Raw genomic sequence first — 14,436 nt, forward strand, 5'->3', positions numbered from 1 at the left:
AGCACCGACGCTGAACGGCAGCACCCGAAGATCGACGTGCGGTAGACCCACCACGTCCAGCAGGCGCCGGAGCTGTGCCGACATGACCTGTGGCCCGCCCACCGGACGCCTGAGAATGGCCTCGTCAAGAACTACGGACATACGGATCGGCTCATCGCGACCAAGAACTTGCTGGCGGTCCATGCGGAGGTCGACCCAGCGTTCGATCTCCCGTTTCGTGGAGTGCCTGTTGGCGACCAGCGTCAGCGAGCGCGCGTACGCCTCGCTCCTGCGCGCCGCCGGGATGGAGGTGGAGGGTCCCGATGTGGACGACCCCGCCCACCTCGAAGCCCGGAGGCCGGGCGGGCGGCTGACGCTGGAGGTCGACGTCAAGGAGGACCGCAGCGCCGAGTGGAGCGTCAGCGGTGACGGCGAACTCGACGCGGGCACCAAGGCCCTGGCACTGGCCGGTTTCCTGGTACGCGTGCTGGATACGGAACCCCGGGGCGCACACGGGTGAGGATTCCGCGCCGCCCAGCACACCGGTGCCCCTCCATCCGGCCGGGACGGAGGGGCACCGGTACGTCGGAGGCGGACCCGGAAGCATGTGCTCCGTTGGTCAGGGCCATCGCAGCCGGTTCTGGCCGAGATCGGCTGATCCTCCGGTCAGGCGACCTCCCGCAGCAGGTCGCGAACGCGCGCGGGCGCCTCGTGGAGCGCGAGGTGGCCCGCGCTCGCGATCGTGCGCACGTCGGTGCCCAGCAGCCTGTGCACCGCACCGCGCAGCAGCGCGGGGGTGAAGACGCGGTCGTGGGCTCCGGTGGCCACCGTGACGGGTGTGCCCGACCAGTCCCGGAAGTCCTCGCCCCGCAGTATGCCCGGGACCGGGCTGGGGCGGCAGTGGCGTCCGACCATGGTCGCCCACTCCGTGAGCGGGTGGGTGGTGCTGCCCGCGGCGACGGGCCCGCTGAGCAGGCCCAGGAGCCGCGAGCTGGTCCGCTCGCCCGGTGAGAGCCGCCAGGAGAACGTGGCGCGCAGCCTCTCGCCGTCCATGACGGGGGCGGCCAGACCCGCCGGACCGACCAGCACGAGCCCCGCCAAGAGCGGGGAGGGCATCGCCGCCAGGGCGGCCGCGGCACCCGTCGAGTGCCCGAGCAGGATCACCGGTTCGGAGGTGACCTGGGGTAACAGCGCGTCCAACCAGGCGCCGTAGGCGTCCGCCCGTCCGAGCAGGGGGCGCCGGGAGTCGCTCGTGCCCGGGTGTCCGGGCAGGTCGGCCAGGAGCACGGTCCGGTCGGCGCGGAGCACCCGCGCGGTCGCGACCAGGTTCGCCGACCCGAGGAGGGCTCCGGACAGCAGCAGGACGGGAGTCCCCGGCCCGCCCGGCAGGACGTGCACCCGGGTCGCGCGTCCGGCGGCGGTCACCGCCCCCGGCGAGCGCAGGTCACGGGCCCCGCCCAGTGTCCGCTCGCACCAGGAGCGCACCGCGATCTCACCGGCGTCGGACCGGTAGACCCGGGTGAGGGACAGCGTGGACATCGTTCACCTTCTCAGGGCGGGGACGTCCCGGTGGGAACGGGGACGTCGGAAAGGACGCGGGTGTGTCCCGCGCACGGAAGGACCGGCGCCCCTCGGGGACACCGGTGCCGGAAGCAGGGGGTTCAGCGCAGCGGGTCGAGCGCCTCCAGCGCGCGCGGGCGGACGCCGGTCGCGATCTGCTCGGCCAGGAGGCCACCGGTGACCGGGCCGTGTGTGAGCCCCCACATTCCGTGTCCTCCCGCGACGTAGACGCCGGGGGTGCGGGCGGCCCCCACCAGGGGCACGCCGTCGGAGGTGACCGGCCTGGGCCCCACCCAGGTGTCGGTGCGCTCCTTCCAGCGCACCCCCCTGAGGTAGGGGCTGGCCGAGCGCTCGATGGCCTCGACCCGTCGCGGGTCGAGCGCGTCGTCGGGGCCCCGGAACTCCATGGTCCCCGCGACCCGCAGCGCCCCCTGGTAGGGGGTGCACGCCACGCGGGCCTCCGGCAGGTAGACGGGGCCGGGCACCGGCTCGTCGGTGGGGACGGTGAAGGAGTAACCCCGCCCGGCGCGGACCCGGGCGCGTACGCCGTGTTCGGCGGCCAGCCGGTCGAACCAGGCGCCCGTGCACACCGCGACCGCGTCGGAGCGGATCCGTTCGCCGGCGCCGGAGACGGTGACGACCGCGCCCTCCTCCCGGCGGAGGCCGACCGCCTCGAACCCGGTGCGGACCCGACCGCCGCGCTCGCGCACCGAGGCCGCCAGGTTGTGGACGAGGGTGCCGGGGTCGACGTGGCGCTGTCCGTCCAGGCGCACCGCCGCCCCCACGGCACCCGAGGCGTGGGGGAGGACCTCGCGGACCGCCGCTCCGGTGAGGGCGGCGTGGTCGACGTCCAGCCCCGAGGCCGCGATCCGGTCCAGCTCGCGCAGGAGAGCGACGGCCGAACGCGGGGAGCGGAAGAGGGCGGTGATGGGCCCGGTGACCTCCGTGGTCTCCACGCCGCCCTTGGCCAGGGTGTCGAAGGCGTCCAGGGCCCCGGTGTTGAGGGCGAGGTTGGCGCGTACGGCCCTCTCCCACGAGTCCCAGCGGCAGTGCGCGGCGAAGCGGGCCAGGAACAGCCACAGGTCCGGCGAGGGCGACAGCGGGACCGACAGGGGCGCGTCGCGGTCGAGCAGGGAGCGCAGGCCGTAGCGCAGCACGCCCGGCTCGTTGAGGGGGATGGCCAGGCCCGGTGAGAGCCATCCGGCGTTGCCCCAGGAGGCTCCGGAGCAGACCCCGTCCCGGTCCACGACGGTGACGCGGACGCCGTGCTCCTGGAGGAACCAGGCCGTCGACAGGCCGACCACCCCCGCGCCCACGACCAGCACGTGCTGGACCCCGCCGACACGCCCCACGTCCGCCATCGCTCCGGTTCCCCCTGTTCACCGCGTCTGTCGGTTCCCACCATGCTCGCTTTCCGGGGCGGAGGCCTTGTCGGGAAGCGACAAGCAGGGGTGGGTTCCCTGTGTCCGTCAGACAAAGGGGGTGGCGGGGTCCGCGTCCCGGTCAGGGCAGGCGGGAGAGCACCTCGGCGGTGAACTCGTCCGTGCCCGCGCTGCCGCCCAGGTCGGCCGTGCGCACGGGAGAGGTGGCCAGGACGGCGCGGACCGCGTCCATGACCTGCGCGCCCGCCTCGGGGTGGCCCAGGTGGTCGAGCATCATCGACGCCGACCAGATGGCCCCCAGCGGGTTGGCCAGCCCCTTGCCCGCGATGTCGGGCGCCGAACCGTGCACGGGCTCGAACATCGACGGGTACTCGCGCTCGGGGTTGAGGTTGGCCGACGGCGCCACGCCGATACCGCCCGCCACGGCGGCGGCCAGGTCGCTGAGGATGTCGCCGAACAGGTTCGAGCCCACGATGACGTCGAACCGCGCCGGGTCCAGGACGATCTTGGCTGCCAGGGCGTCGATGTGCTCCTGTTCCCAGGCCACCTCCGGGTGGTGCGCCGCGCGCTCGGCCACCAGCTCGTCCCAGAACGGCATGGTGTGCACGATGCCGTTGGACTTGGTGGCCGAGGTCAGCCTCCCGCCGCGCCGTCCGGCCAGGGTGAAGGCGTGGTCGAGCACCCGCTCCACGCCCCTGCGGGTGAACACCGCCTCCTGGAGGGCCGCCTCGTACGGGGTGCCCTCGTGGACCCGGCCGCCCACGCGCGAGTACTCGCCCTCGTTGTTCTCGCGCACGACCACGAAGTCGACCTCGCCGGGCAGTGCCCGCGCGACCGGGCTGGGCACCCCCTCCAGGACGCTGATCGGCCGCAGGTTGACGTACTGGTGGAAACCGCGGCGGATGGGGATGAGCAGCCCCCACAGCGACACGTGGTCGGGGACGCCGGGCCAGCCCACGGCGCCCAGCAGGACGGCGTCGTGGTGGCGGATCCGGTCCAGGCCGTCGTCGGGCATCATGGCGCCCTCGGCCAGGTAGCGCGCGCAGGACCAGTCGAACTCGTCGTAGGAGAAGGAGAGCGCGTGGTGGGCGCCGATCCGGTCCAGGACGGCCCGCGCGGGAGGCAGGACCTCCTTGCCGATGCCGTCACCGGGGATCGTGGCGACGCGGTAGTGCTTCATGGCGGTGTCCTTCCAAGGGGTGTTCGGGGTGTTCGGGGAGGTGCGGGGACGGCAGGGGGGAGGGTCCGGAGCCCGGCCGGGAGGGGCGGGCGCGGGTCGCTGGGCGGGCGTGTCGGGCGTGTCGGGTGGGACGCGGAGACCGCACTCAGGGAGCGCGACCCCCGTGTTCGGGGCGAGGGGGTCGAATCCGGCGCCGGGGGTCCGTGCTCAGGTCGCGCAACCCCCGCCCAGGAACGCGCGCAGGTGCCGTGCCGTGGCCTCGGGCGCCTCCTCGGGCACGTAGTGGTCGCAGTCCAGCGCGTGGCCCCGCACGTCCCGGGCGTACCCGCTCCAGGCGCCCGGCACGTCGTAGTGGCGGCCCACGAAGCTGTGCCGCCCCCACAGCAGCAGGACCGGGCACTCCAGGCGGCGCCCGGCGTCGGCCCGGTCGTGTTCCAGGTCGATGGAGGCCGCCGCCCGGTAGTCCTCGCACGAGGCGTGGATGGCGGCCGGGTCGCGGAAGCAGCGCACGTACTCGTCCACGGCTGCGGGCGTGAAGGGGGTGCCGCCGTGGTGGCGCGCCTCCATCCGGGTACGGACCCAGAAGTCCGGGTCCTGCCCGATGAGGTGCTCGGGGATGCCGTTGCCCGCCGCGAGGAAGAACCAGTGGTGGTATCCGAGGGCGAACTCGGCGTCGGCGTGCTCGAAGGCGTACCGGGTCGGCACGATGTCCAGCGCGCACAGCGCCGTCACCGCCTCCGGGTGGTCCAGGGCGAGGCGGTGGCCGACCCGGCCGCCGCGGTCGTGGCCCGCCACGGCGAAGGAGTCGAAGCCCAGTTCGCGCATGACCAGGTACTGGTCCCGCGCCATGGCCCGTTTGGCGTAGGGGGCGTGTCGCTCGTCGGATGCGGGCTTGTCGCTGTCCCCGTAGCCGCGCAGGTCGGTCATGACCACCGTGAACCGGTCCGCCAGGAGCGGTGCGACGCGGTGCCAGATCAGGTGCGTCTGCGGGTAGCCGTGCAGCAGCAGGAGCGGGGGGCCGTCCCCGCCCAGGCGGACGTTGACGCGCACGCCCCCGGCGTCCACGGTGCGGCGGGCGAACCCGGAGGGAAGGAGGTCCATGGGTGGATTCCAGCAGGCCGGGTGCGCGGGCGTCCAAGACCGGCTGCCGATATCGTTGATAGGACCGGCCTATAAGGAGAAGCGGTGGACGTCCGGCAGCTGGAGTACTTCCTGGCCGTGGTCGACCACGGCGGGGTGAACCGTGCGGCCTCGGCCCTGTACCTGTCCCAGCCGTCCCTGTCGCAGGCGGTCCGGGCCCTGGAACGCGACCTGGGCAGCGACCTCTTCCACCGCATCGGCCGCCGCGTGGTGCTGACCGAGGCGGGCCGCGCGCTGATCGAGCCCGCCCGCGAGGCGGTGCGCGCCCTGGACCTGGCCCGCTCGGCGGTCGAGTCGGTCCGGGAGCTGCGCGGAGGCCGGGTGGACGTGGCCGTGCTGCCCACCCAGGCGATCGAGCCGCTGACCGGTCTGGTGGCGGGCTTCACCCGGCGCCACCCGGAGGTGTCGGTGTCGGTCCGGAGCGCGCTGACCACGCGCGACGCCGTCGAGATGGTGCGCACCGGCGCCTGCGAGCTCGGTGTGGTGGCCACCTCCGGGCCGTTCGCGGGAACGGGGGTGCGCGCCCATCCGCTGGTGTGCCAGAGCTTCGTGCTGCTCGCCCCGCCCGACGGGCCCTTCTGCGCCGGGGAGACTGTGCGCGCCGAGCGGCTGGAGGGCCAGCGGCTGATCGTGGGGCAGCACGGCTCGGGCATGCGCCGGTTCGTCGACGAACTGGTCGCGGACGGCCTGGACGCCCGGGTCGCCGTGGAGAGCGAGCACCGGGTGTCCCTCCTGCCGCTGGTGCTGGGCGGGGCCGGGATCGCGGTGGTCACCGACGCCTGGCGGGACCTGGCCGAGCGGGCCGGGGCGCTGGTGCTGGACCTGGAGCCCACCGGTCACCTGCACGTGTCCCTGATCAGCAGGAGGGGGCCGCTCACCGCGGCCGCGGAGGCGTTCGCGGCCCACGCGGTGGGCTGACCACGCGGAGTAGGCCCGAGACCGCTGAGCGAACCCCGAAGCAATGTCCTCACCGGTGGTTCGGGCTCATCAGTTCTTCGGGATCTGACGGGTTGAGTCCGCCCAGGCCGAAATCTGACGCGTTGACTCCGAAGCCGTGTTGGCGCAGTACCGCCACCGCGTCGCCCAGGGACCTGCAGTCGGTGATGAAGCCGCGATCACCCGCGCTGTTCGGCCTGAGGCTGTAGTACAGCTTCTTCTCGTCATCGTTGTAGATGAACAGGGCCGCGTCCCCGGGAATGCTCACACGCGGGCGCTCAGCCGGTCATGTCGAAGGCGGAGACCACCCTGGTCGGGCGCAGCCGCACCGCGAGTTCGCCGGGGACGCCGTTGCGCCGCCCGAACTCCTCGTCCTGCTCCGGCCCCACGTACCGGCGGGCGATCGCGGTCGCGGTGCGCACCAGCTCGTCGGGGTCCTCGGAGACGACGGCCTCGCCCTGCACCTGCACGAAGGCGTACGGCGGCTCGGGCAGGTCCACGGTGAGCGCCACCCTGGGGTCGCGCGCGATGGACCGGCCCTTCGCGGTGGAGGCCCCGGTGTTGAAGACGATGTCGCCGTCCTCGACGACGAACCACACCGGCGCCGCCAGCGGTCGTCCGTCCGAGGCGGTGTAGGCGAGCATCCCGGTACGGGTGCCCTGGAGAAGGAAGTCGCGGACCCGGGGGTCGGAGAGAGAAGTCACGGCCCCACGCTAGTGCGCGGTTCGCCAACCCTCCAGGGGACATGGCGCCGGGCCGCCCGCGTGTCGGCGCGTTCCCGCGTGCCGGTACGATCCGCGCGACACGGGTGTCCGCCGCCCGTCGGAACCGGTCCCGCCGGGACGGGGGCGGTCAGACCCGCGACGGGACGCGGGCGTCGGCGCGGGTCGGGCCCGAGAACACCGCCTCCAGGGCCAGCCCCAGCTCCTCGCCGACGGCCTCGGCGGGGGAGGCGGGCATGGGGGCGAGCACGGGCCGCGCCGCCAGCAGGGCGCGGGCCAGCCGCTCCTGCCGGTCCAGGCGCACCGCGGCGTCCGCCATCGCCGCGCCCGTCAGCGCGGCGCCCGGACGGGTGGGCGCCGGGGCCGGTGCCGGAACCGGTTCCAGGGCGGACCCGTCCGGTGCGGTGTAGCCCGTGCACCAGCGCAGCCTCCCGCCCGCCCGCGCGGGGGCGTCGGCGTGCGTGACCACGAGCGAGTCCACCCCGCCGGTGGCGGCGAGCGCGTACCGGTGCGCCACCGCGTCGAAGTGCCCCACCCGGAACGCCCCCTGCCACGGGTGCGCGCCGTTGTGTGCCTCGGTCAGCACCGCGCCCAGTTCCGGGTCCTCGGCCACGAGCGGGCCCGCGCCGTGCCGGGTGGTGTAGGCGCGCACCACACCGACACGTCGGGCGTCGCCGGGGCGTCCGGCCTCGGACAGGAGCGCGAGCGGGTTCGCGGTGGTCGTCGTGGACCAGGTGGTATACGGGTGGAACCCGTGCCACTCGTCCAGCAGCACCCCCTGCGCCCCCTCGAACACCACGGGGGAGCGGGCGAGCAGCCGGGGCAGGTGGTCCTCGTCCACCAGCCGCACTCGCCGCGCGAAGGCCAGGTAGGCCTCGACGCACTCCTCGACGTCGGGGTCGGCCTCGGGCCGGACCCCGGCGGGAAGGTCCGGGGCCGCTCCGGAGGCCGCCGCCCCGGGCCCGGCCGCCGTGTCCCCGAACCGGGTTCCCGCGCCCGTGGCGCCCGGCGCGGCTTTCGCAGCGGTCCCCGGACCCGTCACGTCCGGAGGACTTCCCGCGATGGCTGCCGTGCCCGTGGTGCCCGGTGCGGTCCGCGCCGCGCCCGGAGGCTCCAGGGCGCGGCGCACCGCGTGCAGGTGGTCGGCCAGACGGCGCAGCTTGCGGCGCAGCACGTCCGGCCGCGCGCAGTCGCCGGCGGTCGGCGCGTCCTCGGGCCGGGCCAGGGCGTAGGCCACGGTCTCGCCCACCCCCATCCCGCAGGAGCCGTGCCGGGCCTCGCCCCGCGCCCGCTCCCGCGTCTGGTTGGCCGCCCGGTGCCACGGCGTGCTGATCAGCGCACGGCGGTCCACGGTGACCAGCGCGAACGGGTCGGGCACACCGAGCGAGGCCAGGTGCCCGGCCTCGGCGGCCAGGGCGAAGGGGTCCACCACCATCAGCCGCGACAGGTGCGTGGGCACCGGGCCGCCTGGGGCCAGTGTGCCCGCGCCGAACTGCGCGAACGTGTGGTGGCGGCCGTCGGGGGTCACCACGTTGTGCGCGGCCTGGGCGCCCCCGTTGGCGCGCACGACGGCGCCGAAGCGCCGCCGCGCGCACAGCAGGTCGACCGTCACGCCCTTGCCCGCGTCACCGAACCCCAGGTCGACGACGACGGCGTTCCCGTCGGCCCACGGGGTGGTCGCGCCGGTCACAGCCGGTCCACCCCGCCCGCGTCGGCCGGGCCGCCGAGTCCGCCCGGGGCGTCGGCCACGACCACGGGGCCGCGGCTCGCGGACAGCGTCCGCAGCGCCCTGCCCACCGCCTCGCCCGCGTCCGAGCCCGCCTCGGCCAGGTCGGCCAGGCCCCTCTCCAGGTCGATGGCCTCCTCGGCGAGTCCGACGGTGACCGCGATGGTCTCCGACACCGCGTCGAGGTCGTCCAGGTAGATGACGTTCTGGCCCAGGTGGGTGTCCCAGAAGCCGCGGACCTTGTCGTTGTGGAAGTGCCCGCTGCCGGTCGGCATGATGAAGTACACCTCGAAGCTGCGCCGCAGCTCGGCCAGGATCCGCGGGAAGGGGATGTCCTCGGTGACGTCGTCGCCGATCACCTCGCGCACCTCCCGCGCCTTGACCGCCCCGTAGGCCATCTCGTCGCCGATGACGAAGAGGTGGCCGCGCCGCCCGCGCTTCTCCAGGCAGTCCATGGAGGTGTGCCGGGCCATGAAGTACATGGCCAGCTCGTAGGACTCCGTCACCTGGCCGCCACCGCCGCCCTCCAGCAGGATGTTGCCCAGGTCGTCCTCCAGCTCGTTGCCGGACTCGAACTGGCCGACCTGGAGCGGGGCCCGGTCGCACGTGGCGTCGCCGATCGCGCCGAAGAGGATCTGCGGGTCCCGCACGTAGCCCTTGCGCAGCAGCAGGCCGAACAGGTCGGGCAGCTTGGTCTGCAACACGCGCGGCACGTTGCGCATGGACCCGGTGACGTCGAAGAGCACCGAGATGGCCAGCGACTCGGGGTGCTCGGCGGAGTCGCGGCTCTCGCGCACGCCCACCCCGTGGGGGTCGAGGCTGTCGTGGACCCGCCAGGAACCGCGCGGGGTCGAGGCGAGCACGTCGTCGGTGTAGCCGAAGCTGCTGGAGCCGACGGAGGAGTTGTAGGCCTGACGCGCGTGGTAGGCGTCGGTGGACCAGTGGCTGCTTCCCATGGGGGTTCTCCTTGGAACGGGGTGGGCGGATCGGGCCGCCGGGGGCGGGGGCGGGGGTCGAGGGGCGGGAGGGTCAGGCTTCGGCGGCCGGTGCCGGCGCCGGTTCCGGCATGGCGAAGGGGCGGAACCGGCGCGGCCCGTAGAGGCGCTCCAGCGCCTCGTCGAGCTCGCAGAGCAGGGCGAACCCGTCGCGGGGCCGCCGCTCGGGAGCGGGCAGGGTGCAGCCGCGCGCGAAGGCCCGCAGCTGCCGGGGCAGGCGGCCCGCGGTCACGTACTCCACGCACCGGGTCGCCATGTGGATGTCGGTCTGGGCCAGCGCGGGGCGGCGCGCGGCCACCTCGGGCGGGTAGAGGTCCTCGCGGCCGGGCACCATCGCCGGGACGTGCGGTGCGGTGCGCGGGGCGTGCGCCGTCACCGAGTAGCACCAGTCGACCAGGACCAGGCCGTGCTCGGCCGGGTGGATCATCACGTGCTCGGGCACGACCGCGCCGTGCACCACCCCCGCCCGTGCGGCGTTGCCGACGGCGACCAGCAGCCGCCGCCACATCCACGCCGCGTCGCGCGGGTCGACGCCGTCGGGATGGGCGCGGCGCACCTCGGCCAGGGTGTGGAAGCCGTGCAGCCGCCCCAGGACGTTGGCCCGCCGCTCCACGCCCGTGGCGGCGTCGCGGTGCTTGAAGGACTCCACCAGTTCGGGGACGAAGGCCCGGTAGCGCTCGTGGCCGTGCTCCCGGACGCGGCGCAGCGCGGTCGCCTCGGCCTCCAGCAGGTCGTTGTCGCGCGGGGCGCGGGGCAGTTTGAGCACCGCGTCGCGCCACTCCGGGGCCCGGTAGCGCACCGGGTACAGGTCGGCCACGTCGCCCCGGGCCAGCCGCTCCCGGCCGACCCGGTAGGCGTGCGCGCCGGTGGCCAGGGTGAGGTCGTCGAAGCGCAGGTCGCCCGCGGCCATCGCCCGGTACAGGTCCCACAACTCGGAGAGCCGGGCGAAGGGAGCGGTGCCGCTTCCGGGCGGCGCCGTGTCGGGGTGCAGCGCGCGGGCGAGCTCGCGGTGGCGGGCCGTGGCGGCCGGGGGCACGCCGCCGCCCCCGGGCAGCGGGCCGAACAGCTCCACGGGATCGCCCGCCAGGGCGACCTGGCGCTCGGCGTCCTCGAAGGCGGGGCCGGTGGCCGTCATCGGACTCCTCTCGGGGGTCACTGCGTGCTCCGCAGCAGGGGAGGGTGCAGCAGGGCGGCGCCGCCCGCCCGGTAGAGCCGGGCGCGCCGTCCGCCGCCCGCGCCGCCGCGTTCGGCGAGTTCCCCGGTGTCCTCCACGAACCCGGGGGCGGCGAGGATCTTGCGGTGGAAGTTGGCCGCGTGCAGGGACTGGCCCCACACGGCCTCGTACACCTCGCGCAGCGCCGTGATGGTGAAGGCGGGCGGCAGGAAGGCCGTGGCCAGCGGGGTGTACTCCAGCTTGGAGCGGGCGCGCTCGACGGCGTCGGCCAGGACGCGGCCGTGGTCGAAGGCCAGGTCGAGTCCGGCGCGGGCGCCGTCGCCGTGGCCGAGGTCGCGCCAGGGGACCCAGGCGGCCTCCTCGGTGTCCCGGCCGGTGTGCGGGTCGGGCAGGTCGGGGGCCAGCAGGACGTAGGCGACCGAGAAGACGCGCATGCGCGGGTCCCGGTCCCGGGCGCCGTAGGTGCCCAGCTGCTCCAGGTGCAGCTCGGTGGGCAGCAGGGTCTTCTCCGAGAGCACGCGCAGGGCGGCGTCGGGCAGGTCGGGGTCGGCGGGGCCCTCCGGTCCGTCCTGGGCCCGGACGAACCCGCCCGGCAGCGCCCACCAGCCGCGCTGGGGGTGCGCGGCACGCCGCGTCAACAGTACGTGCGGCGCGCCCGACCGGATGGTGAGGGCGACGACGTCGACGGTGATCGCGGCCGGGGCGAACGCGTGCGGGTCGTAGTCGGCGAGGAACCGGCTCTCGCCGTCCTCGCGCCGCGGGTCGGCCACGTGCGCCTCCAGTTGTGCTCATTTCGAGTATTTCTCGAACTGAGAGCAACTTAGCACGCGTTCGGTGTCCCGTCCATCCCTTTTCTCCGGAACGCGAAGACGGGGCGCGGGCCGGAGCCGTGTGGTCGCGCCCGGCCGGGCGACTACGCTCGCGGCAGGGCGGCCCGTGACCGTGGCCGTACTGTGGTGGGTTCCGGTCCGGATCGGCGCCTCCGGATGGGGACACGCCCGGGCGGTGGTCCGGAGGCGGAGGTCGGTACCCGCCGCTAGCATGTGTGCGAACGGACGTTCGAGAAGATGAGGGTGGGGCGCGTGCGCGTGTTGGGGATCGACCCCGGACTGACCCGGTGCGGTGTCGCCGCCGTCGACGGCGCCATCGGCCGACCGCTCACCCTGCTCGGCGCCGACGCCGTGCGCACCAGCCCCGACACCGACCTGCCCCACCGGCTCGTGGGCATCGAGCGCGGCATCGAGGAGTGGCTGGACCGCTACCAGCCCGACGCCGTCGCCGTCGAGCGCGTCTTCGCCCAGCACAACCTCAGCACCGTCATGGGCACCGCCCAGGCCAGCGGCATCGCCCTGGTCTGCGCAGCCCGCCGCGGCCTGCCCGTGGCCATGCACACCCCCAGCGAGGCCAAGGCCGCCATCACCGGCAACGGCCGCGCGGACAAGGCGCAGGTCGGCACCATGGTGGCGCGTATCCTCGGACTCGACGGGCCCCCCAAGCCCGCCGACGCGGCCGACGCCGTCGCCCTGGCCATCTGCCACATCTGGCGCGGCGGGGCCCAGGCCCGCGTCGCCCAGGCCCAGCAGGACTTCGCCCGCAAGGTGGAACTGGCCCGCCGCACCCGCGGCCGCTAGCGCCCCGCCCCCAGGAAGGAGAGGGGCACCCTCCCCGGTGCCCACACCAGATGATCGCGTTCCTCACCGGCCGGGTGGCCGCACGCGGCGCGGGCACCGCCGTCATCGACGTCGGCGGGGTCGGCATGACCGTGCAGTGCACGCCCTCCGCGCTCTCGCGCCTGCACGTGGGCGAGACCGGGACCGTGGCCACCAGCCTCGTCGTGCGCGAGGAGTCCCTGACCCTGTTCGGGTTCGCCGACGACGACGAGAAGCACCTGTTCGAGCAGCTCCAGACCGCCTCCGGGGTCGGCCCCCGCCTGGCCCTGGCCATGCTCTCGGTCCACAGCCCCTCCAGCCTGCGCCACGCCGTGTCCGCCGAGGACACCACCGCCCTCACCCGGGTACCCGGCATCGGCAGGAAGGGGGCCCAGCGCATCGTCCTGGAACTGCGCGGCAAGCTCGACGCGCCCGTGCTCACCGACGGCACCCTGCCCGGAGCCGAGGCCGCCGGGTCCGGGAACGAACCCCACGGCGCGTGGCGCGGACAGGTGGTCTCCGGCCTGGTCAACCTCGGCTGGTCGGCCAAGGACGCCGAGGCCGCCGCCTCCGCCGTGGCGACCGAGGCCGAGCACACCGACGACGTCGCCGTCCTGCTGCGCAGCGCCCTGCGCAGGCTCAGCCGCGCCTAGGAACAGGGAGAACCCCCGTGTACGACTTCCACGAGGAAGACCCCGGCGGCCCGGCCCCCGGCGGGCCCCCGCCCTACGAGCGCGACGCGGTCTCGCCCGACGCGGGCACGGACGAGCGCCAGATCGAGGGCGCCCTGCGCCCGCGCGCCCTGGACGAGTTCGTCGGCCAGGAACGCGTGCGCGAGCAGCTCTCCCTGGTGCTGCACAGCGCCAGGCGGCGCAACCGGGCGCCCGACCACATCCTGATGTCCGGGGGCCCGGGCCTGGGCAAGACCACCCTGGCCATGATCATCGCCGCCGAGATGGGGGCCCCGCTGCGCATCACCTCGGGCCCGGCCATCGAGCGCTCCGGGGACCTGGCCGCCGTGCTCTCCACCCTCCAGGAGGGCGAGGTGCTCTTCCTGGACGAGATCCACCGCATGGCCCGCCCCGCCGAGGAGATGCTCTACGTCGCGATGGAGGACTTCCGGGTCGACGTCGTGGTCGGCAAGGGGCCCGGTGCCACCGCCATCCCGCTGGACATCGCGCCGTTCACACTGGTCGGGGCCACCACCCGGGCGGGGATGCTGCCCGCGCCCCTGCGCGACCGCTTCGGGTTCACCGCGCACATGGACTTCTACACCCCCGAGGAGCTGGAGCTGATCCTCCAGCGCTCGGCGGGCCTGCTCGGCGCGCCCCTGGACGCGGACGCCGCCGTGGAGATCGCCGGACGCTCGCGCGGCACCCCCCGGATCGCCAACCGGCTGCTGCGCCGGGTGCGCGACTACGCCGAGGTGCGCGGGGACGGACAGCTGTCGCTGGCCACCGCCCGCGCCGCCCTCGAACTCTACGAGGTGGACGAACTGGGCATGGACCGGCTGGACCGCGCCATCCTCGACGTGCTCATGAGACGGTTCCGCGGCGGCCCGGTCGGCCTGTCCACGCTGGCGGTGTCGGTGGGGGAGGAGGCCGAGACGGTGGAGACCGTCGCCGAGCCCTTCCTGGTCCGCTCCGGCTTCCTGGCCCGCACCCCGCGCGGCCGGGTGGCCACCCCGCAGGCCTGGGCGCACATGGGGCTCACCCCGCCGCCGGACGCGGCCTTCGGCGCGGCGGCGGCCAACGGCGGCGGTGCCACGGGCAACCCCGCCCCCGCTGGCAACCCCGGTAACAACGGCACGGCGAGTCCCTGACCAGTGCGTCTGACACAGGGCCCCGATCCAGGCACAATGGGTTCCGGCCGCGCGGATCGGGGACGAACCGTTAACACTCCGATCTCATCCGGTGGGATACCGGTGACCCACGCCACGTAAGCTGGGACGAAACAGCCGATACGGGGCAAGGCTCCGTACGTGTCGTTCGAC

The 14,436-nt window shown here is 74.7% G+C and carries 15 protein-coding genes and 1 pseudogene; 5 read left to right on the forward strand and 11 right to left on the reverse strand.

Translation table 11 applies throughout. The features are described from left to right. Nucleotides 1–36 precede the first annotated feature (36 nt). Nucleotides 37–285, reverse strand: a pseudogene (locus FYW99_RS33090) (Scr1 family TA system antitoxin-like transcriptional regulator); the annotation flags it as partial. On the opposite strand from FYW99_RS33090, the gene FYW99_RS20205 reads away from it, so the two are divergent. After that, nucleotides 230–499 (forward strand): hypothetical protein, encoded by a 270-nt coding sequence (locus FYW99_RS20205; RefSeq protein WP_150253614.1) that lies wholly within the window; start codon nt 230–232, stop codon nt 497–499. The pseudogene FYW99_RS33090 and the gene FYW99_RS20205 overlap by 56 nt on opposite strands. Before the next feature lie 146 nt (nt 500–645). Here the strand turns inward: FYW99_RS20205 and FYW99_RS20210 are convergent, their stop codons facing one another. The 4 genes from FYW99_RS20210 to FYW99_RS20225 form a co-directional block, all read right to left on the reverse strand. Continuing rightward, nucleotides 646–1,518 (reverse strand): alpha/beta fold hydrolase, encoded by an 873-nt coding sequence (locus FYW99_RS20210; RefSeq protein ID WP_150253615.1) that lies wholly within the window; start codon nt 1,516–1,518, stop codon nt 646–648. Nucleotides 1,519–1,640: 122 nt separating this feature from the next. Then, a complete protein-coding gene (locus FYW99_RS20215) occupies nt 1,641–2,900 on the reverse strand; it encodes an NAD(P)/FAD-dependent oxidoreductase (protein ID WP_150253616.1) in 1,260 nt (419 codons plus the stop codon). Between the two features lie 142 nt (nt 2,901–3,042). After that, the gene (locus FYW99_RS20220) at nt 3,043–4,101 is read right to left on the reverse strand and encodes a tartrate dehydrogenase (protein WP_150253617.1); all 1,059 of its coding nucleotides are present in this window, start codon (nt 4,099–4,101) and stop codon (nt 3,043–3,045) included. A 207-nt stretch (nt 4,102–4,308) separates the two neighbouring features. Beyond that, nucleotides 4,309–5,202, reverse strand: a complete 894-nt coding sequence (locus FYW99_RS20225) for an alpha/beta fold hydrolase (RefSeq protein ID WP_150253618.1) — start codon at nt 5,200–5,202, stop codon at nt 4,309–4,311. Nucleotides 5,203–5,286: 84 nt separating this feature from the next. On the opposite strand from FYW99_RS20225, the gene FYW99_RS20230 reads away from it, so the two are divergent. Beyond that, nucleotides 5,287–6,159: a LysR family transcriptional regulator gene (locus FYW99_RS20230; RefSeq protein ID WP_150253619.1), complete on the forward strand. Its 873-nt coding sequence runs from the start codon at nt 5,287–5,289 to the stop codon at nt 6,157–6,159. Nucleotides 6,160–6,208: 49 nt separating this feature from the next. Here FYW99_RS20230 and FYW99_RS20235 read toward each other — a convergent pair whose 3' ends face one another. The 6 genes from FYW99_RS20235 to FYW99_RS20260 form a co-directional block, all read right to left on the reverse strand. Then, complete coding sequence (locus FYW99_RS20235; protein ID WP_150253620.1) at nt 6,209–6,445, reverse strand: hypothetical protein; 237 nt, start codon at nt 6,443–6,445, stop codon at nt 6,209–6,211. A gap of 10 nt (nt 6,446–6,455) precedes the next feature. Then, nucleotides 6,456–6,881, reverse strand: coding sequence for a PPOX class F420-dependent oxidoreductase (locus FYW99_RS20240; protein WP_150253621.1), 426 nt, complete (start codon nt 6,879–6,881; stop codon nt 6,456–6,458). 148 nt (nt 6,882–7,029) lie between these two features. Then, nucleotides 7,030–8,589, reverse strand: coding sequence for an adenylosuccinate synthetase (locus tag FYW99_RS20245; RefSeq protein WP_150253622.1), 1,560 nt, complete (start codon nt 8,587–8,589; stop codon nt 7,030–7,032). Next, the gene (locus FYW99_RS20250) at nt 8,586–9,581 is read right to left on the reverse strand and encodes a hypothetical protein (protein ID WP_150253623.1); all 996 of its coding nucleotides are present in this window, start codon (nt 9,579–9,581) and stop codon (nt 8,586–8,588) included. Before FYW99_RS20250 ends, FYW99_RS20245 begins: the two co-directional genes overlap by 4 nt. Before the next feature lie 73 nt (nt 9,582–9,654). After that, the gene (locus FYW99_RS20255) at nt 9,655–10,755 is read right to left on the reverse strand and encodes a molecular chaperone DnaJ (protein WP_150253624.1); all 1,101 of its coding nucleotides are present in this window, start codon (nt 10,753–10,755) and stop codon (nt 9,655–9,657) included. Nucleotides 10,756–10,772: 17 nt separating this feature from the next. Next, nucleotides 10,773–11,564: an NUDIX hydrolase gene (locus tag FYW99_RS20260; RefSeq protein WP_150253625.1), complete on the reverse strand. Its 792-nt coding sequence runs from the start codon at nt 11,562–11,564 to the stop codon at nt 10,773–10,775. Nucleotides 11,565–11,876: 312 nt separating this feature from the next. On the opposite strand from FYW99_RS20260, the gene ruvC reads away from it, so the two are divergent. From ruvC to ruvB, 3 genes are read left to right on the forward strand one after another with little or no spacing between them, the layout of a single operon-like run. Continuing rightward, the gene (ruvC, locus tag FYW99_RS20265; RefSeq protein WP_017565680.1) at nt 11,877–12,425 is read left to right on the forward strand and encodes a crossover junction endodeoxyribonuclease RuvC; all 549 of its coding nucleotides are present in this window, start codon (nt 11,877–11,879) and stop codon (nt 12,423–12,425) included. A gap of 50 nt (nt 12,426–12,475) precedes the next feature. Further along, complete coding sequence (gene ruvA, locus FYW99_RS20270) at nt 12,476–13,096, forward strand: Holliday junction branch migration protein RuvA (RefSeq protein ID WP_150253626.1); 621 nt, start codon at nt 12,476–12,478, stop codon at nt 13,094–13,096. Nucleotides 13,097–13,113: 17 nt separating this feature from the next. Further along, entirely contained in the window at nt 13,114–14,265 is a 1,152-nt protein-coding gene (gene ruvB / locus FYW99_RS20275) for a Holliday junction branch migration DNA helicase RuvB (protein ID WP_150253627.1), read from the forward strand. Nucleotides 14,266–14,436 lie beyond the last annotated feature (171 nt).

Origin of the sequence: Nocardiopsis deserti (assembly GCF_008638355.1) — a bacterium.
Classification (GTDB): Bacteria; Actinomycetota; Actinomycetes; order Streptosporangiales; family Streptosporangiaceae; genus Nocardiopsis; species Nocardiopsis alborubida.